The sequence below is a fragment of the Sphingobium subterraneum genome, from assembly GCF_014199435.1.
Lineage (GTDB): Bacteria > Pseudomonadota > Alphaproteobacteria > Sphingomonadales > Sphingomonadaceae > Sphingobium > Sphingobium subterraneum.
This window is the reverse complement of sequence record NZ_JACIJP010000002.1, coordinates 122,707-145,893: the sequence shown is the minus strand read 5'-3', so window position 1 is coordinate 145,893 and position 23,187 is coordinate 122,707. Positions and strand designations below refer to the sequence as shown.

The following is a 23,187-nucleotide window of genomic DNA, read 5'->3' as shown; positions in this document are numbered from 1 at the left end:
CCGCGACCAAAGGAGAAGAATGACTGTGCGGACCGGGCAGCGCGAAATGTGGATGGCGGTTCACCGTTATATCGGACTCGTCACGATGCTTTTTCTGTCCCTTGCGGCACTCACAGGATGCCTGCTTGTGTTCGACCAACCTCTGGACGAAGCGCTGAACGCTGACCTGTTTGTGCGGGGGGAGGCGAAGTCGGTTGATCCTGTCACAGCAGTGGAACGGTTTGAACGCAGCACGCCAACGGTCCAGGTGGTCGGCTTCCCCCTGCATGTGGCTGCGGACCGGAACATCCCCGTCTCGGTTAACCCCAAACCGGGGACGCCTGCTCCGCCCTACGACACCGTTTTTCTCGATGGCGGCACAGGCGAAATCGTGGGAACGCGCGATACGGCACCGGCCTGGAACCGGCGCGGGCTGATGCCCGCCGTCGCGCAGTTTCACGCCGATCTGCTCGCGGGCGTCTGGGGGCAATGGTTCATGGCTGCTGTCGCTTTGGGCTGGCTGGTCAGCAATTTCGTGGGGGTGTACCTTACCTGGCCACTCAAACGCCCCTATTGGCGCACATGGAAGCGGATGTGGCAATTCCGGTTCGCGAGTTCGCCGGCGCGACTGCTGCTCGATCTTCATCGGGCCAGTGGGTTGTGGTTGCTGGGTGGAGTTACGGTGCTTGCCGCCACATCGGTTGCACTCAATCTCTACACCGAAGCGTACGAGCCGACCGTTACACAGCTGTCGCCCCTCAAGCGCAGCCTGTTCGATCGGCCCGCGCCCTTTCCCAACGGAGCAACCCCGACGCTGGCCTATCGGGACGCGTTGACGCTAGCGGAAAAGCAGGCTGGGAAGGCACGGTTGGAGTGGCAACCTGCAACTCTGCTCTACAAACCGGAATGGAACCTCTATGGCGTGACCTTCACCCATGACGGTCTGCTCAATTATCAAAAGCTCGGACCGATTTATTATTATTTCGATGCACGGACCGGCCGCTTTGCGCATGAGGTCAACCCCTATACCGACAGTGCAGGACTGGTGATGATCCGCATCCTTTACCCTCTGCACAGCGGAGACGTTGGCGGGGCGGTGACGCAGGCTGTTGTCTTCGTCCTCGGCCTCGCGACCCTCCTGATGAGTGGTACCGGCTGCTATGTCTGGTGGAAAAAGCGGCGCTCCCGCGTCGCGTCCAAAAGGGCGCAAGCGCGGCGAGCGGAAGCCGGGTGATGCCCGCGCGGGACAATTTTCGACCCGCCCTCGGGGGCGTCACCAGCGCCAGCCGGGCATGAACGGGTGAGCAGTTGTGCTCCTTGGGAGAATGTCAGATGGCCGAGACGCTGCCGGAGAGCTTCGATGATGTCGATCCGGATATCCGCACATTTCTGGATCAGGTTGCGGCCGACTACAGTGCGTTAGCAGATCCGCTGCCGACGGATGTCATTGAGCGGCGACGCATCGCGGAAAAGGTGCGCACCCGGTGGACGGCCGGGGGGCCGACCATGGCCAGCAGCGTCGACATCACGCTTGGACCAAAGCCTAGTCGCGCCCGGCTCCATCGGCCTACTGACGCGCGTGATGCGCCCGTTCTGCTGTATCTGCATGGCGGAGGATGGACGCTCTTCAGTATCGATACGCACGACCGGCTGATGCGGGAATATGCGGCGCGCAGTGGCTGTGCGGTTCTCGGGATCGACTACAGCCTTTCGCCGGAAGCCCAGTTCCCGACGGCGCTGGACGAGTGCGAGACGGCACTGCACTGGGTGCGGGCACACGGGCAAGACCACGGACTGGACCCCAACCGGATGGCGATCGGCGGCGACTCGGCCGGAGCCAATCTCGCTCTGGCGACCGCCCTGCGGTTACGGGATCAGTCCCAGGACTGGATCCGTGCGATTTTGCTCAATTATGGAGCATTCGATACCGACGTTCGACCTTCGCACGACCGCTACGGCGGCGACGCCTATATGCTCAACGTGCCGGAAATGATGGATTTCTGGACCAACTATCTGGGCGATATCGATATCGTTGCAAATCCTCTCGCCCGGCCGCTGCGTGCGGATGTGCGGGACTTGCCTCCCGTTTTTCAGTGCATTGCCCAATGCGATATCCTGCTGGACGAAAATATTGCCCTGACCGAGCGGCTGATCGAGGCGGGGGTGGATGTGACGGCGGAAATCTACACCGGCGCAACGCACAGTTTTCTCGAAGCGGTGAGCATTTCCCCCTTGGCGGACCGTGCCCTTGCCGATGCCTCCGACTGGCTGGCCCGGATCCTTGCGGCATGACCACGCCGTTCGAGGGACATGTGCTGGAGATTGTTGACCAGATCGCGTCGCCGGGCGGCGCCCCTCACCCTAGCGGATACAACGCTTCTACGATCGTCAAAGTGCTTCGGCGCGCGCGCGCGAATGGCGCGATCCGTAAAGCGCATAGATCAGTATCCCAATGACGATGTAAATCAGCAGGATCGCCATAGGGATCCATTCGCCGTGGATGGCTTTGCTGAAAATGTCGGCCAGCACAGGTCCCATCATCGTCAGACACAACAGAATGGCCAGCACGGGTACCGTCCCAATCCAGATGCCCCGCACCCATATTCCGCCCAGCGGCACGCGGAACGGCCGGGGTAGGTCAGGATGCCTGGTGCGTAGCCACATCACGCTGATCGCCACCACCACGAACACGAAGGCTGTACCGATGCTGACGAGATCGGCCAGCAGGGTGATCGGCAGGAGCGCGGCCGCCAATCCTGATATTCCCGCCAGTACGAAGGTACCGAAAGCCGGCGTCGCAAAGCGGGCATGCAATGCAGCGAACCGGCCGGGGATCAGACGGTCGCTGGCCATGGCAAGGCAGATGCGGGACTGACCATAGGTGTTGACCAAGAGGACCGAACCCAACCCCGTCAACGCACCGATTTTGATGGCCATAGCGAAAACCGGCATGCCGATTGCCTCAACGGCAATGGCGATGGGATCGGCCACGTTGAGCGTGCGATAGGAGACCAGCCCGGTCATCACAAACGCCACCGCCGCATAGACCAGCGTGCTTACGAATAGCGCACCCAGGATGCCGATCGGCACGTCGCGCTGCGGCTTGCGCGCTTCCGAAGCCGCAGTCGCCACCGCCTCGAACCCCAGATAGGCGAAAAACAGCACCGAGGCTGCACGGAAGATGCCGGGAACCCCATAGCGAAAACCACCCTCATTGGCGGGAATGAACGGCGTCAGATTGGCAGTGTCGATGTGCCGGCTGCCCACCGCGACGAAGCCAAGCAGGACGCCGAGCTTGATGACTACAAGCAGCGTGTTGACAGCGGCGGAATGCGCGATACCGCGTACGAGGATCAGGCTGGCGACACCCAAGCTGATCAGCGCCAGCAGATTGATCGACGCGCCTGCTTCGAACATCAGGCCATCGGGGCCCATTTCGCTCTGCAGGGTCGGTGCGGCGAGCATGGCCGGTATGGTGATCCCGAAATCCGCAAGCAGGCTCTGCAGATATCCGGAAAAGCCAACAGCGAGCGCCGCCCCGGCCAGCCCGAACTCCAGCATCAGCATCCAGCCCAGCGCCCAGGCGAACACCTCACCCAGGGCCGCATAGGCATAGGTGTAGGACGCCCCTGACACGGGCAGGACGGACGACAGTTCGGCGTAACACAGCCCGGTGAACGCACAAGCGAGACCCGCAATGCCAAAGGACAGCACCACGGCGGGGCCAGCATAATTGGCGGCCGCCGTCCCCGTCATGACATAGACGCCCGCCCCGATGATGCAGCCGATGCCGAGCAATACCAGCTGGATCGGCCCAAGATGCCGCCGCAAGCCGGTCTCGCTGCTGTCACGGCGGACAGAGTCGAGGGACTTGCGAAGGAAGAGGCGATTGGGATCGGTTGCCATCTGCGATGTTCTCCGCTGCTGAGCTGCCCCACAAGACTACACAGTCATGGAGAAAATGCGCGGGGGAACGGTTCTCTCTCTGTCGGGATCAGGCCAACGGTTGGGCATTCCAAGGCATATTCGCTTCACTACCCATGATTGCGTTGCCAAGAGCAGCCGTTCATTTGTGGGGAGGGCAAGATGAACACCCGGAGCGGGATAGCATGTTGGAAGAGTAACTTGACGCGTCCCGATGTGAACAACCGCTGAGCCTTTTGCATGCTCGCCATGCTTACCGTTCCGGCGTCTGCTGTCGCGGGGGCAGCTCTGTATTTCACCATTAGCTGTGCAAAAGGCAGAAGCTGTCGTCGCAGAAAGCTCCTGTTCGGCACCCAGTGGGTGTTTGGGCAAAAAGCATAACTAGCACAATGCAGTAGATAGCGAGTCAGCATCCCGTACCCGTTTCTCCCACGCACCAAACGCCGCTGGCTCGGCGCCCGCAAGAACTGCCCAAGGGGGGCGTAGAGCGGGACAGCGTCGCCAAGCAGCGAACGGCCCGGCCTCGACGGTTCTCTCCGCGGGAGATCGCGGATCGGCCGCCCGATTATCGCGAGGGTTTGCGGCGGATGACGGAACGCCCTCTGCAAGCACGCGTTTAAGCGGCACCCCCCAACACCACGCAAGGAATTTCCCATGATTACGAACACGAAGGAAGTCAGCGTCCTCAACACGCTGATCGCCACTCTGCTGGACAGCGTTGATGGATATCAGAAATCCGCGGGCGACGTCGACAACAGTGCGCTGGCCGAAAAGTTTAACTCCCGGGCGCGCGAGCGCCAGTCCACTGTTACCAAGCTTCAGGCCGCCGTGGCCGCAGCCGGTGGCAACCCCGAGGATGACGGCACATTGCTCGGTGGAGCGCATCGCGTGTTCCAGAGCCTGAAGGAAGCGGTGATGAGTCGCGATGACAAAGCCATTGTAAGCGAGATCGAGCGCGGCGAGGATTACCTTAAGGGCAAGTTCGAAACCGCACTTGCCGAAACGGAGCTTTCTCCCACTGGCCGCGCAGCGGTCGAGGAAGCGTGGCAGTCGGTTCGCGCCGGGCATGACGAAATGAGTGCGCTCAAGCATTCGATGGGCGCCTGACCTCCAGTCGGCCGGACCGGTGCGCACCGCATCGGTCCGGTCGGCCTATGCCATCTGACGACAAGGACAATCATCATGACAGAAATATCCGAAACCAATCCCAAGCTGGTCGAAGCGGATATTTCCGGCCTGAAGGTGCGCACCCGTGATGGGGACAATCTGGGCCATATCAAGGCGATGATGGTCGATAAACGATCCGGGCATGCGACCTATGCGGTCCTCAGCCTTGGCGGGTTTCTCGGCATGAACAAAAGCTATTATCCCGTCCCGTTCAGCCTGCTGGCCTATGACGCCACGCAGGACGATTATGTCGTCACCATCGATCGTCGCCTGCTGGAAGGTGGGCCGAGCTGGTCAAACAACGCGCCCGAGTTCGATCAGTCCTACGCCGATCGGGTCTCAAGCTATTACGGTACGGCGCCCACAGCCATTTCCTGAACCGCGCGCGTTTTCTTCCGCTACCAACTCGCCAGATTGTTGCTGATCCGCTATCGATGCGGCAACGATGACAAAAGATCCTGGAACAGCTTATCCCTGGCGGCGCTCGATCTGGTTGATCGCATCGGCCGCACTGGTGCCGCTGGTTCTTTTCGTGATTTTTCAGGCGGGGTTTGCCGCGCAGGAAAAGCGCCGCACGACCGAAGCGCAAGCGAGGGCCAAGGCGGAGCAGCTGATTGCCGCGGCCGATGGGGAATTCGGACGCATTGCCACGATTCTTCAGGTCCTGGCGACTGCAAACGCCACCAAGACCGACAACTGGCCCAGGCTGGCAGCGCGCTTTGACGAACTTGCCGCGTTCAATACGGACATGAGAGGCCTTTCCGTCCGGCGTCCGGACGAGCTTATGCTGGAGACAGGAGCTCAACCGAAGCGGCTCACACGCATCGCTGATGGTCGAAACGCTATGCGCCCCGTGTTTGTCGGCTACGCTCGGGGCGACGGATGTTTGTGCCTCATGTTCGAGCTTGCGACGACCGACGCTGTGGGGAAGCCCCTTCTTTTCACTCTTCTTACAGACTCGACCCTTTTCCTCCGTCTGCTCCCCCATACCGGGGAAAGCTACGAGGTTTCTGCGTTCAACGGGCCGCGCGGACGGTTTATCGCCCGCAGTCTCGACAATGAACGCCGCTTTGGCTCGCTCGGGTCAACCTATCTGCGTCAGGCCGTATTTTCTGGCCGGAAGGGTGGCCTCTATCGCGGGCTCACGCTGGAAGGGTTCAAGAATTATACGGCGTTTGCGCGGTCGAACCGGACAGGGTGGACGGCCCATGTTGCGCTTAGCTCGACGTACATTGATGCGCCCGCGCGACAGTTCATGGCGTCCCTGACGGTTGCGGGACTGCTGTCGCTGGTGCTGGCGGGTCTGCTGATCGGCTTTGCCGTGCGCCAGCTCAACGCCGCGCGGCGGGTGAACGAACGCTTGCAGCAAGCGCAAAAGCTGGAGGCGCTGGGTCAGTTGACAGGTGGCATCGCCCATGATTTCAACAATCTGCTTACGCCGATCGTCGGAGCTCTCGACCAGCTGCGTCGGCGCGAAACACTGGATGAGCGCGGGCGCAGGCTGGCCGCCGGTGCGCTGGCCTCGGCGGAGCGGGCGGCCAAGCTGACAGGGCAACTCCTCACCTTCTCGCGGCGGCAGCACCTGCAGATCGGTCCGGTCGATGTCCATCCGTTAGCCAACGACCTTGCCGGTCTTGTCGAGCGGGCGTTCGGCAACGATCATCACTTTGACGTCGTGGTGGACCCGCGCGTCGAAGGCGTTTCCAGCGACGCAAATCAGCTGGAGCTCGCGCTCCTCAATCTGGCGATCAATGGGCGCGATGCGTCTCCCCCGGGCTCGACCATCACCCTGTCGATTGCACCGGCCGATGGCACCGCCGCCGTCGGTCCGCCGGATGTGCTGTTCCGGATGGTGGACCAGGGCGTCGGCATGGACGCCGAGACGCGCCGCAGGGCGCTGGAACCGTTCTTTACGACGAAGCCGGTGGGTCGCGGAACCGGTCTCGGCCTTGCGCAGGTACTGGGCGTGGTCGAGCAGTCCGGCGGAAAAATCGATATCGACAGTACTCCTGGAGCGGGCACAACCATTTCCATCCGACTGCCGGGATGTGCCGTTCCGCACGCCCAGGTGGCGAATGGCGCTTTGGCGGAGGGGGCGACCGAGCAGACTCCCTTGCGCTTGCTGGTGGTCGACGACGAACCGGCGGTCCGCGCGACCATCACCGGGCTGCTCGAAGCTGCCGGTCATGCGGTTGATTCCGTGACGCACGGAGGGACCGCTCTGGCCGCACTGGCGGAGGAACCCTTCGACCTTGTCATCGTCGATTTCGCGATGCCAGGGATGAATGGTGCGGAGGTACTGCGCCGCGCCCGCGCAATTCGGCACGACGTGAAAGCATTGGTCATATCCGGCTTTTCCGACACCGAAGCGCTGGCCGCGTCCGGCGTCGATGCTCCAATCCTCGCAAAGCCGTTCAGCGCCGACCAGTTGCTGGATGCGGTCAGCCGGGTCGCGCATGGGCGACATCGGACCTAGAGCGTCGTCCCGTCGGCCGCTCGGTCGCGGCGATTGCACAGAGTTTGGACCCGACCCCGAAGCTCAGGCGTATCGACAGTATCGATCGACGTGGAAGAACCGTCGCGAATGGGAGTGATGAGCATGCGATTCTGGACATTGGCGTGTATCGCGCTCGCGGGGACACCCGCTGTAGCCGCGGATAATGCAGAGCGGCAGACCGGAAACAGTGGCCGATCCTTTGTGGTGCAGCCGGTTGCGACATTCAATTTCCCCTGGCGCATCGCCGCGCTCCCCAACGGGAGCTTGCTGGTGACCGAAAAGCCCGGACGCCTGTTCCGTGTGACGCCGACCGGCGCGAAGCAGCAAATCGGCGGCGTGCCAAAAGTCTATTATGGCGGCCAGCAAGGCCTGCTTGACGTGGTTCCCTCTCCCCGTTTTGCGCGCGATCGGACGATCTACCTGACCTATGCGGAACCGAGCGCGGGGGGAACGGGGTTGGCCCTGGCGCGGGCGGAGCTGGTCGGCAATGCGCTGCGCGGGGTGCGCGTCATCTGGAGGCAGGTGCCGCCTGGCAAGGGCGGGCAGCTTGGCGGGATTATCACATTCGATCCCTCCGGCACATCGTTGTTCCTCGCCGTGGGCGAGCGCCAGCGTTTTACGCCCGCGCAGGATCCCGATCAGGCTACGGGCAAGATCCTGCGCCTGACGCTTGACGGCAAGCCTGCGCCGGGGAACCCGATGGCGGGGAAGCTTGGCGCCGACACAGTGACCGTTATCGATCCCCCGGAGGATAGCGCTGCGGCCCAGACTGTCGCCGGTCGAAAGGTGAGGCTCGCTCGTCCCAACCTCAGCCCGTCCGAGATGTGGAGCATGGGCCACCGCAATCCCACCGGGCTCGCGTTCGACGCGCGTGGGGCATTGTGGAGCATCGAGATGGGACCGCGCGGCGGCGACGAGCTCAACCTCATCAAGCCGGGAAAGAATTATGGCTGGCCGCTGGTGTCGAACGGTATCAATTATAACGGCGTGCCCATCCCCCGGCCGGACACGCGGCCGGAACTGGAGCGCCCCGTCGTCTCCTGGACACCGGTCATATCCCCGGGAGGGCTGACCTTTTACGCCGGTCGCCTGTTTCCAGCGTGGCGGGGATCGGCCTTTACCGGGGGGCTATCGAGCCGCGCGCTCGTCCGGATCGCCTTTGACGGGCGCGGCAACGCGCGGGAGGCCGAGCGGTGGGACATGGGACAACGGATCCGCGATGTCGAGGTTACGCCCGACGGTGCGCTCTGGGTGATCGAGGACCGCCAGAATGGCCGTTTGCTGCGCGTGACCCCAAGGAAGTAACGGGGCTCGGGGGCGCGTTCAGGCCAGCTCGCGATCAGCGCTCCGGGCGTCGTGCGGGCTCTTCCAGCGCGAGGCGGCGCGCCGTGATGACCGTCTGGCCGATGAAAAACACGATCAAAAGCGCGCCGATCGAACCGACGATCAGATCGAACCATGTCAAGGTGTCGAACAGGACCGGCTGTGACCCGGCAAAGATCATGGCCAGGGTCAAAGCGATCAACACCAGCCGCAGCTCGGTCGGCCCGGCAAAGGCATAGGAGAGCTTCATCTCTCCCAAGACCCGGACCAGCAGAAACGCGTGGATCGACAGCAGCAGGTAACCGGCCAGCGCAATGAACGCCACCTCGAGCAGCACATAATGACTGAGGCCGATACCGACCACCACCAGCGTCGTCGCCAGCCCATCACAGCTGTGATCGAGAAAATAGCCGTAGCGTGGCCGCTCGATCCGGCGAAAGCGCGCCAGACTGCCGTCCATCGAGTCGCCGAACCACTGGACTACATAGCCAAGGATGCTTGCCCACAGCCAGCCATCGCCCAGATTGCTGCACACATAGCCCGCAAAAACAACCAGCGCACCCAGCATGCCGACCGCCGTCAGCATGTCCGGCACTACCCAGCCGGGCATCCGCGCGCACAGCCAGTCGAGCAGCCTGCGTTCCGAACGCGCTAGGACGTTCTCCTGAATACGCTTGATACGCTTTTCCTTCGTCCTCGCCAGGCCAGCCATCGCCCATCCTGTTATGGAAGGGAAGACCGGCACTTATCCGAGCCCGCGCGGCAAATGTCCAGAACCACCGGTCGCAAAGAACGGCGGCTTGGCAAAGCCCGGCAAGCAGCCAAGCCATAATCTCCGCATTCGCATATTGTCAGTAAATGAATAAAGAGGCATGAAGTGACATAATATCGAGAGGGGACAAAGCATGATCGAGCTGTGGGGATTGGTATCGCCCAACGCGATAAAGGTTCAGATTTTGCTTGAGGAGCTGGGCCTCCCTTATCGAGCGCACAAGGTCGATACCTTCCGGTTGCAGCAGTACTCCCCGGAATTTCTGGCGATGAACCCCATCGGCAAATATCCGGTTCTTATCGACCCCGACGGCGCCGGGCCGGATCAGCCCATTTTTGAATCCGGCGCCATTCTGATCTACCTTGCCGAAACCTATGGTCAGGCGCTGTTGCCGATGTCGGGACCGGCGCGCTGGGAAACGCTCAAATGGCTCGTCGCGCAAGTGGCATGGGTCGGGCCCATGCTCGGTCAGCACCATCATTTCTATCTGCATCCGAGCGAGACCGATACCTACGCCGGAAAGCGGTATCAGCGACAGGCCAATCGCGTCATGGACGTGCTGGAGGGACGGATTCGCGACCGTTCCTATTTTGCCGGTGAGCACTATAGTGTTGCGGATATCGCTATCTATCCTTGGCTGCACTGGATGAACTCGATGGGCTATGCCTGGGACGACTACCCTTCGCTCAGTGCTTGGCATGCGCGGGTGGAGGTTCGTCCCGCGGTGGGCAGCGTCTATACAAAAGTTCGGGGCTATCAGCAGGATATGGCGGAGTTCATCGAGACCAACCGGACGAATCCCGAAGCCTTTAATGCCTATTTCGGACGCGAAGCCGGTGCGAAGCAGTTGCCCGATTTCGGCATCGGCCTGCCCAGCGCCGCCCCGAAATAAACCTGCGGCCATGAAGGTGGGGTCGGCCACACGTTGACGGGTACGGCGGGACATTCAAGCCGTGACGAGTGGTCGACCTGACGGCCCGCGATGCGTCTGTGAGAGTGGGTAGGGGCAACATGAAAATATTGATGTTCGGTCGCGGTGTCATGACCATGCTGTATGGCTGGGCGTTCGGGAAAATGGGTCACCACATCGACTTTTATGTGCGTCCCGGCCGTATCGAGCAGTTCCCTGCCGAAGTAGGTTTGGATATTTTTGATCTTCGACAGAAGAAGAAGCATCGGCACATCGTTGAAACCTTGCGCACGCATTTGCGAGACGACCTGCCGAGCAATCACGATTATGACCTGATTTTTTTGGGTGTTAATCATCACCAGTTCGAGAGCGCTGCGCAATTTCTGTCCACACGCGCCAGTGACGCCACCATTCTCATATTGACCCAATTCTGGGACGATCCGCAAAAGGCGGCCGCCTGTCTGCCGCAGGATCAGCTGGCATGGGGTTTCCCCCTTGCCGGGGGAGGAGTCGATGCCGACAATGTTCTGCGTGGCGCCATCTTCAACGCCGTGGTGTTTGGAACCTTTGGTAAAGCGCCCAGCGCGCGCGAGCTGCAAGCCAGGCAATTATTCCGCGACGCAGGGTGGCGCATCAGCGACCATCGCAATTTTCGCGATTGGCTTTGGGTTCATTTCGTTACCCATGCGGGTATGTCTGCACAGGTGCTGCGCGCGGGTTCGGTTGGCGCTGTCATGACCGATCCCGGGCAGGCGAAGCAAATGATCTACAATGTGCGCGAAGCGGCCAAGGTTCTGGCCGTACGCGGTGTCGACGTACGGAAGCACCCCGAGCTCCTTCCTTTCTATCTTCCTGCTTGGATCGGACAATACCTGATTACATGGGCATTTCGATCAAATGTCGGTCTGCGGGCCATGACGGAGGGGCACACGAAGCCACAGGAGATCCTTCAGGTCTACTACGACTTTATGGACAATAGCTTCGGCGTTCCGCTTCCGCGGATGGAGGCGCTGCGTTCGGGACGCATCGAGGAAGCCAGAAGATGAGGGTTGCGGCGACGCCGATGGCCGTGAAGTTCGCGTTTGCGCACCATGTGTAGCAAAGGAAATAGCGACCTAACGCCTCTGTCGAGGCGTTTATCTTGTCCCTGAACGCTAACCCGCCGGGCGACATGATTGGCCAACGCGCTGTCCGGCAGAAGCTCCGCCATCGTCCGGTTCGTCAAGGGTTTCCACAACGCCCGCGGCATGCGCTCTTGCGGCCCAATTTTCGCATCGCAGCAGCAGGCACTCATGGCGGGGAAAGCACGGCTCATCGGATTTGGTTTGCACAGAATAGCGGTCTATCCCGCTGAGGGGCCGTGCAAAAAGCGCGGCTCTGGGCCGTTAATAGCGCTTCGTTCCGCTGTTCAACATGTCCCTGAATGGGACAAGATACAGGCCCCCGTTTCTAAAACCTGAGGGTCCCCGGCTGGGGATATATTCAAAACCGCGATCCGGTGATTCTACCCGCTGACATGGCGATACCCGCCCTGTCGTGCTTTGCCTGCGCCCCCCTCCTGGTGGCGAGCAGGCTGTATGGGAGAATTCTAATGGCACGTACACGTTTACCCGAGGGAGGCTCTGGTCCTTCCCTTCCCCCACCCCCGACAACGACCCCCGCGCCGCCGCCGGCGACGCCGTGGATCATCGGGACCGACCTCAACGACGTCATCAACCTGCGTGAGCCCTCTTCGGCTGCACACCTGCCCGCCAACGCGCGTGCCGGTGCAGGCAATGACTTCGTGATGGGCAACTTCAACCAGAACAGCATCGAAGGCAATGACGGCAACGACACGCTGGTTGGCGGGACGGGGTCCAGCACCCTGCCCGGCACCGAAGCCACCCGCATCGCCAGCGGTCAGGACTTCATCAAGGGCGGTGCCGGCAATGACGTCATCGTCGGCGACGAAATCAACCCCGCCGTCAACGGCATTTCGCCGGTCGAAAACCTCTATGACGGCAACGACCAGCTCGATGGCGAGGCCGGCAACGACCTGATCTACGGTAACGGCGGCAACGACACCGAAACCGGTGGAACGGGCAACGACACCATCTATGGTGGTTCGGGCAATGATGCCCAGGCTGGCAACGAAGACAACGACGAGCTCTATGGCGACTCGGGCAATGACACCCAGAGCGGTGGATCAGGCCAGGACTATCTCGATGGCGGCACCGGCAATGACTGGCAGTACGGCAACGACGGCGACGACTATCTGACCGGTGGTGACGGCAACGACAACCAGCGCGGTTCGGCCGGCAACGATTCTCTGGTCGGCGGCAATGGCGACGACGTGCAGCGCGGCGGTCAGGGCAACGACCTTGTTGAGGGCAACGACGGCAACGACACGATCTTCGGTGACGATGGCAACGACGCTCCCGGTGGCGACATCGGCAATGACGGTCAGGAAGACGGCGTTGACACCGATGCGGGTGGCAACGACACCCTGTTCGGTGGCGCGGGTGACGACCGCATCGACGGCCAGCTCGGCAACGACCTGCTCTTCGGCAACGACGGCAACGACGATCTGCGTGGCGACACCGGCAACGACACGCTCTTTGGTGGAGCAGGTGCCGACTTCGCACAGGCCGGCGCGGGCGACGACTATGTGTCGGGCGATGAAGGCAAGGACGTCCTGAACGGTGCGGACGGCAGCGACACGCTGCTCGGCGGGACCGAGAATGACGAGCTGTATGGCGATGCCGAGAATGACTTTCTGTATGGTGGGGCGGGTGACGACTTCGGCAACGGCGGCACCGGCAACGACTATATCGAAGGCAATGGCGGTGACGACCAGCTGAACGGCAACGAAGGCAACGACGACGTCTACGGTGGTGACGGCAACGACCTGATCCACGGTAATGAAGGCGATGACGGCGAAGTCGGCCTCGTCAATGGTCTGTTCGGCGGCGCCGGCAACGACACCATTTACGGTGACGATGGCGACGACGACCTGTTCGGCGAAGACGGCAACGACTCGCTGCTCGGCGGCAATGGCGACGACTATGCCGAAGGCGGCAACGGAGCCGACTGGATGAACGGTGAAAATGGCAACGACGCCTTCTACGGCGACGCTGGCAATGACAGCGTTTATGGCGCAGCCGGTAACGACACGCTCGAAGGCGACGACGGGAACGATTATGTTTCCGGCGGCACGGGTGAAGACCAAATCGGCGGTGGTGACGGCGACGACGTTCTCGACGGCGGGCTGGACAACGACAGCCTGTGGGGTGACGACGGCGACGACGACATCTCCGGTGGCCGTGGCGATGACTTCATCGACGGCGGCAACGGCGATGACGTCCTCGCCGGTGGCTTTGGCCGTGACGTGTTCGGCTTCTCCTTCGCGGATGACGACGGTTCGGATACGATCGTCGACCTCAGCCTGGCGAACCGTGACACGGTGCAGATCGATGTGGCTGACCCGCTCACGTTCAACCAGAACCTGATCACGGTCACCGACAACGGGACGGACACCACGCTGACCTTCGGAACCGAGTCGGTTGTGATCGAAGGCCTCACCGGCGGATCGTTCGCGGTTCTCCAGTTCGACAGCGTCGCGGACGTCAATGCGTTCAGCCAGGGCAATGCTGGCTACGACGTGATCCAGTTCGTCTAATCGACGACCCGCATAGCCCTTTTCCCTGGGGGCTTTGCAAATTGCTGGAGGGGGCGCGAAAGCGCCCCCTTCTTTTTGCGCCCGATGCAGCAGGTGGAAGCGGGGCAATCCGCCGGGACTGTTGCCGGAGCCGTCGGCCCGCCTGATGCGGCGGCAAGGCGGGGTGGTCCCGCCCTAAACAGGCTGCGATAGCGAGTGTGGCAAGCTTTGTGCGCAAGCCCGCTCTCCCGCAACCCCAACTCGCCCAGCCCGTCTGCTGCGGGCGCACCCCGTGCAAATCGCTGCCCGCATCAACCCAACCCTATGCTTTGTGGGCGCTGGATTACATATCTGTCCCCGTTTTGAGTCTGTCTCCGCCACAAATAGCCCCATACTGGCACATCAGGGGCGCATCCGCTTCATTTATGAGGGTTTTGCGGACTGTTCAGGAACCACATGACCCCCAATGGGGGCATATCGGACAAATCGAATCGGTCACCACCCCCATAAGGAGACTCGCCCGTGCGAGTCGCTCCGTGTCTGGGGAGTGGAAAGGCGATGTTCAGTTTGCGGCCAGCAGAAGGGGGATCGTTGCGTGGAGGGCCAGGTGCCGTCACGCCGGTTCAGCCTGCGCGCCCATTCTTCAGCCTGAACTTCAACAGCGGTTCAGGCAGTGGCGGCAAGCCCAATGCCGCTGGGGATCCGACCGACCCCAATAACCCGACCGATCCTGTTGATCCCACCGATCCGACGGATCCTACCGATCCGGTCGGACCGACGGATCCCACGGACCCAGGGAATGGCTCATCGGGCAATGGCGGATCGACCCCCGGCGGCGGCTCATCGGATCCAGGCTCCTCCGATCCCGGCCATGGCGGCACAGGCGGGAGCGATAGCGGCGACGGTCGACCCCGCCTCGATCCTGGCGATACCGGAAGCGGTGGAAACGCCGGCGGCAGTGGAAATAGCGGGGGAAGCGGCGCAGGCGGCAGTGGCGGCGGCGACGGAACCGGCGGTTCGGGGTCCCCAGGTGGGGACGGGAATGGAAGCAATTCGGGCGGTGGCTCGGGTGGCACCGGTTCCGGCAGCGGCTCCGACGGAAGTTCCGGTAGTGGGAGTGGCGGTGACGGCTCCAGCGGCGGTGGCGCCGGAGGCGGGGGAAGCGGCGGTACTGGGGGCGGCACTGGCGGAGGTTCCGGCGGGCAGGATTCCGGCGGTGGTGGAACCGGCTCGGGCAGTGGCACGGACGGCTCCGGCTCCGGCACAGGCTCTGGCGGTGGGAGTAGCGGCTCAGGCTCCGATGGCGGGACTGGCACTGGCGGCGACGGCTCCAGTGGAGGTGGTACCGGGGGTGGATCAAGCGGCGGTACGGGCACCGGCGGTGGGACTGGCGGAGGCGGCTCGGGCGGCACAGGCTCTGGCCAGGACGACGGACCTGGACGCGGCGGCGGCTCCCATGGCGACGGGCGTCCGCGCCTGCTGCCCGGCACTCAGCCCGGCGATCCGGCCGCGCCTCTGCCGTCTGGCGTCGTCATCGTTGGCGCGCAGATGATCGGCACGGAGGCGGATGAGCGGATCGATCTCTATGGCTCGGGCATGCCGGACAATGCGCGGGGCGGGGCGGGCAACGACATCCTGCTCGGTACATTTGAGCAGAACCGCCTGCTCGGCGATGAAGGCAATGATCTTATCATCGGCTATTCCAACGGCCAGGGCGGCACGGGTGACCGGCTGGAGGGTGGCGACGGCGACGACACGCTGATCGGCGACGACTTCGACGGATCGAACATCAGCCTTCTGCATGGCCTGGACAGTGCGGGCGACGAGGATGATGACCTCCACGGCGGTAATGGCAACGACCTGATGTGGGGCGGCGGGGGTGATGACAGCCTGTCCGGCGACGAAGGAAACGACGTTCTTTACGGCGGGGCAGGGAACGATTTCCTGAGCGGCGGCGCGGGTAATGACCAGATTCGCGGCGGCATGGGAGACGATGAAATCTGGGGCGGAGCGGGTGATGACCTGCTGCTCGGCGAAGGCGGCAACGACCGCATTCGCGGCGGTGCGGGCAACGACACGATCGGTGCGGACGGCGGCAATGACAGCCTTTACGGCGATGCGGGGAACGACGTCATCAATGCGGGCGACGGCGACAATGTCATCCACGGCGGCAGCGGCGACGATCGTGTCGTCGCGGGCGGCGGCGCTGACCTGCTGTACGGAGACGACGGAGCCGACATTCTGTCCGGGGGCGGCGGTTCCGACCGCATTGACGGCGGCATGGGCGCCGATGCGATCGACGGCGGCGAGGGACCCGACGACCTGCGCGGCGATGGCGGCGCGGACAGCATCACCGGAGGCGAAGGCCACGACTATATCCAGGGCGGGGCAGACGATGACGTGCTTTCCGGCGGGGCTGGCAACGACCTGATCGATGGTGGCGACGGCGTCGACAGCATCGACGGCGGCGAAGGAAACGACAGTCTTTATGGAGCCTCCGAGAGTGACAGCGTCTCCGGCGGCGCGGGCGACGACCTGATTGACGGGGAGGCGGGCGACGATTTTCTCTTCGGCGACGGTGGTGCTGACAGCCTGTTCGGCGGCGCGGGCGACGACCAGATCGCCGGTGGTGACGGTGACGATGTGGTCCATGGTGGCACAGGCGCGGACATCATCCGCGGCGAGGATGGATTTGACGCCCTTTTTGGTGTAGAAGGGAATGACACGATCTGGGGTGGCCTCGCTGCGGACAGCATCAGCGGTGGCGACGGTGATGATGATCTGGAAGGCGGCGCCGGGGCTGACGATCTCTTCGGAGATGCGGGAGACGACTGGCTGATGGGCGACGACGACGACGATTTTCTGGACGGCGGCGCGGGCAATGACGGCCTGGAAGGCGGCAGCGGCGAGGACGGCCTGTATGGCGCGGCCGGTAATGACGCGCTCTTCGGCGATGGCGGCGATGACGCGCTTTTCGGCGAAGACGGCAACGACCGGCTCGAAGGTGGGATCGGCAACGATACGCTGACTGGTGGCGCGGGCCGCGACATCTTTGTGATCCATGTGGGCGGTGACGATGACGGCGTCGACCTCATCACCGATTTCAGCTTTGTCGATTTCGACCGCGTCGTCCTGCAAGTCGATGATCCCGCCCAGTTCGACATGGAGCAACTCCGCATTGTCGACGACGGCACCGATATTCACCTGATGATCGGCGATACCGGCGTGGTCATCGCCTCGCTGACGGGCGGCGGATTCGCCGCGCTCGGGGTCGACAGCGTCGATGACCTGAATGCCCTGAGCCAGGGAGCGGGCGGCTATGACATGGTCTCGTTCAGCTGACGGCCTGCTGCTGACGGTTTTGCTGTGCGCGGGGCCTTCGGTGGCCGATGCGCAGGGCGGTCCCCGCGCTCCACTCGTTCTCGCGCTGCCGGTCGATTGCGACATGGAGCGCGATTGCAGCATTCAGAAATATGTGGACCGTGATCCGGGACCGGAAAGGCTCGACTACCGATGCGGCGCGCTGACGACCGACGGGCATGACGGCACCGATTTCCGCCTACGACGGCCCTGGGATTTTGGCCTCAACGTAAAGGTCTTGGCCGCCGCGCCGGGGGTGGTGGCACGGGTGCGGGACGGCGTGCCCGACATTTCCGTAAAGGACCCTGCGGCGCCGCCCGTTCGTGATCGAATGGCGGGCAATGCCGTGGTGATTCGTCACGACGGCGGGTGGGAAACACAATACAGCCACCTCAAGCAGGGCAGCGTGCAAGTCATTCCGGGCACACGAGTCGTAGCGGGGACGGTACTGGGCGCCATCGGGATGTCCGGTAATGCCGAGTTTGCGCATCTGCACTTCGAAATACGCCATGCCGGGAAAGCGGTTGATCCTTTCGCATCTGCGAGCAGCGAAGGATGCGCCATTTCCACCCCCGGGCTGTGGTCACCGGCTGCCGTCCGGTCGCTAACTTACAAGCATACCGAGATTCTTTCGGCAGACTTTGCCGACTCGCCACAGGCCGCGCTGGAAGCCTATCAGAAGACAGATCGGTCTTCGCATCTGCAAAATAAAGACATGTTACTGATCTGGGGCATGATTTCCGGGATTCGCTCCGAAGATATTGAAATCTTCAGAATATATGCCCCCGATGGGGGACTTATTTTAGAGTCGAAAAACAGCATTAAAGAACCCAGTCTTCAACGGGTGGGGTATGCCGCGGTGCGCAGACCCGCCACGGGGTGGGCTCCGGGTGTCTATCGGGGGTCTTATTCATTGATTCGTAAGGATAAAATCATGGGAGAGGTGCATGTGTCCCGCAGTCTTGAAACGGCAATGATTCGCTGACACAGAATGCGCTTCCGTGTCTCTATTTGGGACTGTGGGATGCTCCAGAAGTACTGAATCCAGTTCCTTGGAAGTTGACAAGACAAGTTAAAATTGATGTCCTATTCATCTGCGGGGCGAGTCGCAAAGGTCGAGAGCTGCATCAGTAGTCCTCGATACATAAAAAAATTCCCCACGGTTTAATGGATTATCCCTGTTTGCGAGGGAGGATCGCGTGCGCGAACGACATTTGAAGAATGCGGGCGCAACGGGGGGGTATGACCTGTTGGCCACGGCTTTACAGCCGGTTAGACGTTACTTGGGGGTTATGCTGGCTCTGTCCGGCGCCATAAACATATTGGGAATAACCCTCCCGCTGTATACAATGCAGGTGTTCGACAGGGTCCTGTCGAGCCGGAACCTGGATACGTTATTTTTTCTGGCGATTGCTGGGGTTCTGGCCCTTGCGACGGCGTCCTTCCTTGATGGTGTCCGGAATTTGGTGCTGGGACGGATGGGCGCATGGCTGATGCAGCGGCTGGGGCCTGACGTTCTGGCCCGCTCCATCGAGCGCCGCCTTGTCGACAACCAGTTGCGCACCGAAATCATCCGTGAAGTGTCGCAGCTGCGCGGCTTCGTGGGTGGCCCCGGCGTCCCTGCGATGCTTGATATCCCCTGGATGCCGATCTATCTCCTCATCGCGTTTCTCATTCATCCCTGGTTGGGTTTCGTGTCGCTGATCGGCATGGTCGCCCTGTTCGGCCTCGCTTACGCCAACGAGAAGTTCAGCAACGGGGAAATCCGCGCGGCGGCGGCCGTCAGCGGTCAGGTCCTCCGTGACGGCGACGCCATCATGCGCAATGCCGAGGTGATCGACAGCATGGGAATGTCGCCGGAAGTCACCAAGCGCTGGTCGCGCGTCATGTACCGCGAACTGCGACTGCAGGACGATGTTCATCGCCGCAACGCGACGCTGGTCAGCTTCACGCGCTTCACGCGCTCGATCCTCCAGATCCTGCTGTACGCCGTGGCGGCGCTGCTTGTGCTCAATCAGGAGATGACCGGCGGCGCGATGATGGCGGGGTCCATTGTCATGAGCCGCCTGCTGTCCCCGATGGAATCGATGTTCGTGCACTGGCGCTCGCTGATGCAGATCCGTGAGATCTATGAGCATCTCCAGGCCTTTTTCCGGCTGCCGGCCCTGCGGTCGACCGAAACCGATCTGCCGACGCCCAAGGGGCATATCGCGGTGGGAAGCGTGACGATGGCGCTCCCCGGCTATCCGTCGCCGATCCTGCGCGGAGTAGGGTTCGAGCTGGAGCCGGGCGAGCATCTCGCCATTGTTGGACCGGCGGCGTCGGGCAAGACGACCCTGTCCCGCATCATCCTCGGCATTTTACGGCCAACGCAGGGCGCGGTCAGGCTCGACGGCATGGATGTATCCAAATGGCGGCGTGAGGACCTGGGGCGGCATATCGGCTATCTGCCGCAGGACGTCGAACTGTTCAGCGGCACGGTTGCCGAGAACGTCGCCCGCTTTACCGAATGCGAGGATAGCCAGATCATCCGTGCGGCGCGCATGGCCGGGTGCCATCAGATGATCCTCAACCTGCCCAATGGCTATGACACCGAAATCGGGGAAGGCGGCCTGCTGCTGTCCGGCGGCCAGCGCCAACAGGTGGGCCTCGCCCGCGCGCTGTTTGGTCAGCCCCGGCTGGTGGTGCTCGACGAGCCTAATTCCAACCTCGATACACAGGGTGATCAGGCGCTGAAATCGGCCCTGGAGCGGCTCCGCACTGCGCGGGTGACGACCATCGTCGTGACCCATCGTCAGGCGTTGATCTCGCATGTCGACAAGCTGCTGGTCCTGCAGAATGGCATGGTCCGCGCGTTCGGCCCGGTCGAAGAGGTCATGCGTGAAAACCGGACGGCCGCCAAGGAACCAAAGGTGGTCGGCCCCCACGCCGCGCGCCCCGAACGGGCAATCGTTGCTGCGGTTGTTGAAGAGGCGCCGGCGAACGAAGAAGATGAAGGCGATACGAAGGAGGTCGCAGCGTGAAAATGCTGTTGCTGACCGACCAGAGCGGCATCGACCATGCCGACACCGCCCCGTTCGGTGCGACGCCCGGAATATCCCACGCGCTCAAGGTGGGCGGGCTCGTCCTGCTCGGCTTCCTCGCTCTACTCACGCTTTGGGGCTTCGTGGCTCCGTTGAGCAAGGCCGCCATCGCACCCGGCGTCGTGGAGGTCGAAGGCCGCCGCCGCACCGTGCAGCATCTGGAAGGCGGGATCGTCAGCGAGATTTTGGTCCGTGAGAATATGCGTGTCCGCAAGGGCCAGCCGCTCATGCGCCTCGACACCGTGCAGTCCGGCGCGGCGGCGGCCGCGGCGCGCTCCGAGTATTTCTCGCTGCTGGCCGAGAAGCAGCGGCTTGAAGCCGAGCTCAGGGGCGGCGCGCTCGTTTTCGGAGACGAATTGCAAAAGGGCGGCGATGGCGTGCAGGACATCATGACGAACCAGCGCTCGCTCAATGCCGCGCGGCAGGCGTCGCTCTCCGGGCAGGTCGAGGTGCTGCGGGCGACCGCGTCACAGGCGCAGGCCGAGATCGGCAGCCTCGAAGCGCAGATTGCGGCCCAGCGTGCCCAGCTTGAGCTGCTCCGTGGCGAGCTCGTCTCGGTGCAGCAGCTCGTCAGTGAGCAGCTGGAGCGCCGGTCTCGCCTGCTGGAACTGCAACGCACCGTGGCCGGAGTGGAAGGCCAGATCGGCAGCCTGACCGGTCAGGTGCTGCGCGCCCGTCGGTCGATGCTCGAAGCGTCAGCACGGATTGCCGCGATTACCAGCGAACGCCGGGACGAATCCCAGTCGCGCCTGCGCGATGTGCAGATGCAGCTGGCCGAGGTGCGTGAGAAACTCAAATCGGCGTCGGATGTCAACCAGCGGCGCACCATTCTGGCCCCGGCGGACGGACAGGTGGTGCAGTTGCGTTACACAACGGTCGGCGGCGTGGTGCGGCCGGGCGAGCCGGTGATGGACATCGTCCCGGATCGCCAGCAGTTCCTGATTACCGCGCGAGTCCGGCCGACCGATATCGAGAATGTCGTCGTCGGCCTGCCGACCGAAGTTCGACTGCTGCCTTATAGTGGTCGGCAGGTGCCGATGCTGATGGGGCATGTCATATCCGTATCGCAAGACGCGATCGTGCCGGGTGAGGCTGGGGCGCAGCCTTATTACGCCGTGCAGATCGAACTGGACGATCCCCGCCGGTTGGAGGGGCTCAACGTCAAGCTGCTGTCGGGCATGCCGACGGATACGTACATCATCCTGGGTAAGAGGTCGTTGTTTTCTTACCTGTTCCAGCCGTTGACCGACAGTTTCCGCAAGTCGTTCCGCGAAAATTAATGAAAACAGGGGGGACTATGTCAGACGTGACGGCAGCAGCAGGGCAGGACGTTCTCGGCGACGTTCCGCGTGCGTCGGCGGGAGAGCGGCGGAGGGGCGAACGGCAACCGCCCCGACCCCTGCCGCCCAATGGCAATCCGCAAGTCAGCGTGAACGGCAGCCCGATCGCGGGTGTATGGAAAGCGGCGGTCGAGCTGTCGGGGGGCGACAGTTGTGTGGGCGTGCTGAACGTTGCCAATCCCAATGTGCGCGGCATCATCTTTTCCTCCGGGTGCAGCCAGTCGGACCTTACGTTCATGAATGTGGATAGCCTGCGCGCCTGGTTGGAGGTCAATGTGGGCAACGGCGATTTTGACGGATCGCGGCTCGCGATGGTTGATCCGAAGGAGGTGGCCGAGGTTGCCAACCTGCCGTGGATGAAGCATCTCTCCGCACTGGCGGCAGGCCGTGCCGAAGTGTCGAGTGAGGGCGTGCTCTGGGTTCTGATCGGCTGGCGCGGGCCGATCGAGAACAAGGTCAACCGGCGGCGCTTGTCGCTGGCACTGCGCGTGTTGGGGCACTGCGCCATCACCTATAACGATTATTCGCGGCGTGAACGGCGTCTGCGGATTCTGGAGGGCATGGTCGATGAACTCGCTCCGGCGCTGATCCTGGTGAATGGGCAGGCGCAGGTCTTCTGGACCAATTACCGTGCGGAAATGATCCTGGCCGAACGGCGTCTGCTGATCCGCAACGGAGGCAATATGCTGGCGTCCCGCATGCAGGCCAACACAGCACTGCTGCGCGAGACGATCAGTGATGTCATCTCGACCCCGCCGCGCGTCGACGAAGAGAATGACCGTTATCTGCTGCTGCCGCGCGACGATGGCGATGAGGAAGTAATCGTCTTGCGGCCGGTCGCGGGGCGACAGGGGCTGGAAGGGAACCGCGCGGTGCTGGTTATCCTGCCCCAGAACGATATGCTGACGCTCGCCGCGCGTCTGGTCAGCCTCTATGGACTCATTCCGTCCGAAGCGCGCTTCGTCAGCGCGATCGTGAAAACCGGATCGTCCGCGCTGGCCGCGATCCAGCTCGGCATCACGGAGCAGACGGCAAAGACGTATATGAAGCGCATCTATGCAAAGCTGGGCATAAACAGCCAGCTCGAACTCGGCATGCTGTTTGCTTCGCTGGCCCCTCCGCTGCGCACCGTTCCATCCGCGCATGTGGCTCACGCGCAGCAGATAAACGCGTTCTGAAAGACATGTGGGGGGAC

Annotated in this window: 17 protein-coding genes; 15 read left to right on the top strand and 2 right to left on the bottom strand. The window is 62.6% G+C overall.

Features of this window, described 5'->3' with window-relative positions:
- The first annotated feature begins 19 nt into the window (after positions 1–19).
- A complete protein-coding gene (locus tag FHS92_RS07360; RefSeq protein ID WP_184079131.1) occupies positions 20–1,213 on the top strand; it encodes a PepSY-associated TM helix domain-containing protein in 1,194 nt (397 codons plus the stop codon).
- 98 nt (positions 1,214–1,311) lie between these two features.
- Positions 1,312–2,271 carry an alpha/beta hydrolase gene (locus FHS92_RS07355; RefSeq protein ID WP_184079129.1) on the top strand — a complete coding sequence of 320 codons (960 nt, stop codon included), beginning with the start codon at positions 1,312–1,314 and terminating at the stop codon, positions 2,269–2,271.
- A 96-nt stretch (positions 2,272–2,367) separates the two neighbouring features.
- Here FHS92_RS07355 and FHS92_RS07350 read toward each other — a convergent pair whose 3' ends face one another.
- Positions 2,368–3,885, bottom strand: a complete 1,518-nt coding sequence (locus FHS92_RS07350; protein ID WP_184079127.1) for an amino acid permease — start codon at positions 3,883–3,885, stop codon at positions 2,368–2,370.
- A gap of 672 nt (positions 3,886–4,557) precedes the next feature.
- Here FHS92_RS07350 and FHS92_RS07345 point away from each other — a divergent pair.
- The 4 genes from FHS92_RS07345 to FHS92_RS07330 all read left to right on the top strand — a co-directional run bounded on the left by FHS92_RS07345 (position 4,558) and on the right by FHS92_RS07330 (position 8,872).
- A complete protein-coding gene (locus FHS92_RS07345; RefSeq protein ID WP_184079125.1) occupies positions 4,558–5,010 on the top strand; it encodes a PA2169 family four-helix-bundle protein in 453 nt (150 codons plus the stop codon).
- 75 nt (positions 5,011–5,085) lie between these two features.
- Entirely contained in the window at positions 5,086–5,448 is a 363-nt protein-coding gene (locus FHS92_RS07340; RefSeq protein WP_184079123.1) for a PRC-barrel domain-containing protein, read from the top strand.
- A gap of 67 nt (positions 5,449–5,515) precedes the next feature.
- A complete protein-coding gene (locus FHS92_RS07335) occupies positions 5,516–7,546 on the top strand; it encodes a response regulator (protein ID WP_184079121.1) in 2,031 nt (676 codons plus the stop codon).
- Between the two features lie 117 nt (positions 7,547–7,663).
- The gene (locus FHS92_RS07330) at positions 7,664–8,872 is read left to right on the top strand and encodes a PQQ-dependent sugar dehydrogenase (RefSeq protein ID WP_246351860.1); all 1,209 of its coding nucleotides are present in this window, start codon (positions 7,664–7,666) and stop codon (positions 8,870–8,872) included.
- A gap of 34 nt (positions 8,873–8,906) precedes the next feature.
- Here FHS92_RS07330 and FHS92_RS07325 read toward each other — a convergent pair whose 3' ends face one another.
- Entirely contained in the window at positions 8,907–9,602 is a 696-nt protein-coding gene (locus FHS92_RS07325) for a CDP-alcohol phosphatidyltransferase family protein (RefSeq protein ID WP_184079119.1), read from the bottom strand.
- 193 nt (positions 9,603–9,795) lie between these two features.
- On the opposite strand from FHS92_RS07325, the gene FHS92_RS07320 reads away from it, so the two are divergent.
- From FHS92_RS07320 to FHS92_RS07280, 9 genes are all read left to right on the top strand, one after another.
- Positions 9,796–10,554, top strand: a complete 759-nt coding sequence (locus tag FHS92_RS07320) for a glutathione S-transferase family protein (protein WP_184079117.1) — start codon at positions 9,796–9,798, stop codon at positions 10,552–10,554.
- A gap of 119 nt (positions 10,555–10,673) precedes the next feature.
- Complete coding sequence (locus FHS92_RS07315; RefSeq protein WP_184079115.1) at positions 10,674–11,618, top strand: ketopantoate reductase family protein; 945 nt, start codon at positions 10,674–10,676, stop codon at positions 11,616–11,618.
- A gap of 545 nt (positions 11,619–12,163) precedes the next feature.
- Positions 12,164–14,230: a calcium-binding protein gene (locus tag FHS92_RS07310; protein WP_184079113.1), complete on the top strand. Its 2,067-nt coding sequence runs from the start codon at positions 12,164–12,166 to the stop codon at positions 14,228–14,230.
- Between the two features lie 778 nt (positions 14,231–15,008).
- Positions 15,009–15,761, top strand: coding sequence for a hypothetical protein (locus FHS92_RS07305; RefSeq protein WP_184079111.1), 753 nt, complete (start codon positions 15,009–15,011; stop codon positions 15,759–15,761).
- Positions 15,758–17,551 carry a calcium-binding protein gene (locus tag FHS92_RS07300; RefSeq protein WP_184079109.1) on the top strand — a complete coding sequence of 598 codons (1,794 nt, stop codon included), beginning with the start codon at positions 15,758–15,760 and terminating at the stop codon, positions 17,549–17,551. The genes FHS92_RS07305 and FHS92_RS07300 overlap by 4 nt, the downstream gene beginning before the upstream one ends.
- Complete coding sequence (locus tag FHS92_RS07295) at positions 17,529–18,554, top strand: M23 family metallopeptidase (RefSeq protein ID WP_184079107.1); 1,026 nt, start codon at positions 17,529–17,531, stop codon at positions 18,552–18,554. Before FHS92_RS07300 ends, FHS92_RS07295 begins: the two co-directional genes overlap by 23 nt.
- A gap of 214 nt (positions 18,555–18,768) precedes the next feature.
- Positions 18,769–20,592 (top strand): type I secretion system permease/ATPase, encoded by a 1,824-nt coding sequence (locus tag FHS92_RS07290; RefSeq protein WP_221230962.1) that lies wholly within the window; start codon positions 18,769–18,771, stop codon positions 20,590–20,592.
- Between the two features lie 2 nt (positions 20,593–20,594).
- Positions 20,595–21,932: an HlyD family type I secretion periplasmic adaptor subunit gene (locus FHS92_RS07285; RefSeq protein ID WP_246351905.1), complete on the top strand. Its 1,338-nt coding sequence runs from the start codon at positions 20,595–20,597 to the stop codon at positions 21,930–21,932.
- Positions 21,933–21,949: 17 nt separating this feature from the next.
- Entirely contained in the window at positions 21,950–23,170 is a 1,221-nt protein-coding gene (locus FHS92_RS07280; protein WP_184079101.1) for a helix-turn-helix transcriptional regulator, read from the top strand.
- The last annotated feature ends 17 nt before the right edge of the window (positions 23,171–23,187 follow it).

What these genes read in the sequence shown, in the direction of transcription:
- FHS92_RS07360 (WP_184079131.1), top strand. Translation starts at nt 20, where the DNA reads ATGACTGTGCGGACCGGGCAGCGCGAAATGTGGATGGCGGTTCACCGT.
- FHS92_RS07355 (WP_184079129.1), top strand. Translation starts at nt 1,312, where the DNA reads ATGGCCGAGACGCTGCCGGAGAGCTTCGATGATGTCGATCCGGATATC.
- FHS92_RS07350 (WP_184079127.1), bottom strand. Translation starts at nt 3,885, where the DNA reads ATGGCAACCGATCCCAATCGCCTCTTCCTTCGCAAGTCCCTCGACTCT.
- FHS92_RS07345 (WP_184079125.1), top strand. Translation starts at nt 4,558, where the DNA reads ATGATTACGAACACGAAGGAAGTCAGCGTCCTCAACACGCTGATCGCC.
- FHS92_RS07340 (WP_184079123.1), top strand. Translation starts at nt 5,086, where the DNA reads ATGACAGAAATATCCGAAACCAATCCCAAGCTGGTCGAAGCGGATATT.
- FHS92_RS07335 (WP_184079121.1), top strand. Translation starts at nt 5,516, where the DNA reads ATGACAAAAGATCCTGGAACAGCTTATCCCTGGCGGCGCTCGATCTGG.
- FHS92_RS07330 (WP_246351860.1), top strand. Translation starts at nt 7,664, where the DNA reads ATGAGCATGCGATTCTGGACATTGGCGTGTATCGCGCTCGCGGGGACA.
- FHS92_RS07325 (WP_184079119.1), bottom strand. Translation starts at nt 9,602, where the DNA reads ATGGCTGGCCTGGCGAGGACGAAGGAAAAGCGTATCAAGCGTATTCAG.
- FHS92_RS07320 (WP_184079117.1), top strand. Translation starts at nt 9,796, where the DNA reads ATGATCGAGCTGTGGGGATTGGTATCGCCCAACGCGATAAAGGTTCAG.
- FHS92_RS07315 (WP_184079115.1), top strand. Translation starts at nt 10,674, where the DNA reads ATGAAAATATTGATGTTCGGTCGCGGTGTCATGACCATGCTGTATGGC.
- FHS92_RS07310 (WP_184079113.1), top strand. Translation starts at nt 12,164, where the DNA reads ATGGCACGTACACGTTTACCCGAGGGAGGCTCTGGTCCTTCCCTTCCC.
- FHS92_RS07305 (WP_184079111.1), top strand. Translation starts at nt 15,009, where the DNA reads ATGGCTCATCGGGCAATGGCGGATCGACCCCCGGCGGCGGCTCATCGG.
- FHS92_RS07300 (WP_184079109.1), top strand. Translation starts at nt 15,758, where the DNA reads ATGATCGGCACGGAGGCGGATGAGCGGATCGATCTCTATGGCTCGGGC.
- FHS92_RS07295 (WP_184079107.1), top strand. Translation starts at nt 17,529, where the DNA reads ATGACATGGTCTCGTTCAGCTGACGGCCTGCTGCTGACGGTTTTGCTG.
- FHS92_RS07285 (WP_246351905.1), top strand. Translation starts at nt 20,595, where the DNA reads ATGCTGTTGCTGACCGACCAGAGCGGCATCGACCATGCCGACACCGCC.
- FHS92_RS07280 (WP_184079101.1), top strand. Translation starts at nt 21,950, where the DNA reads ATGTCAGACGTGACGGCAGCAGCAGGGCAGGACGTTCTCGGCGACGTT.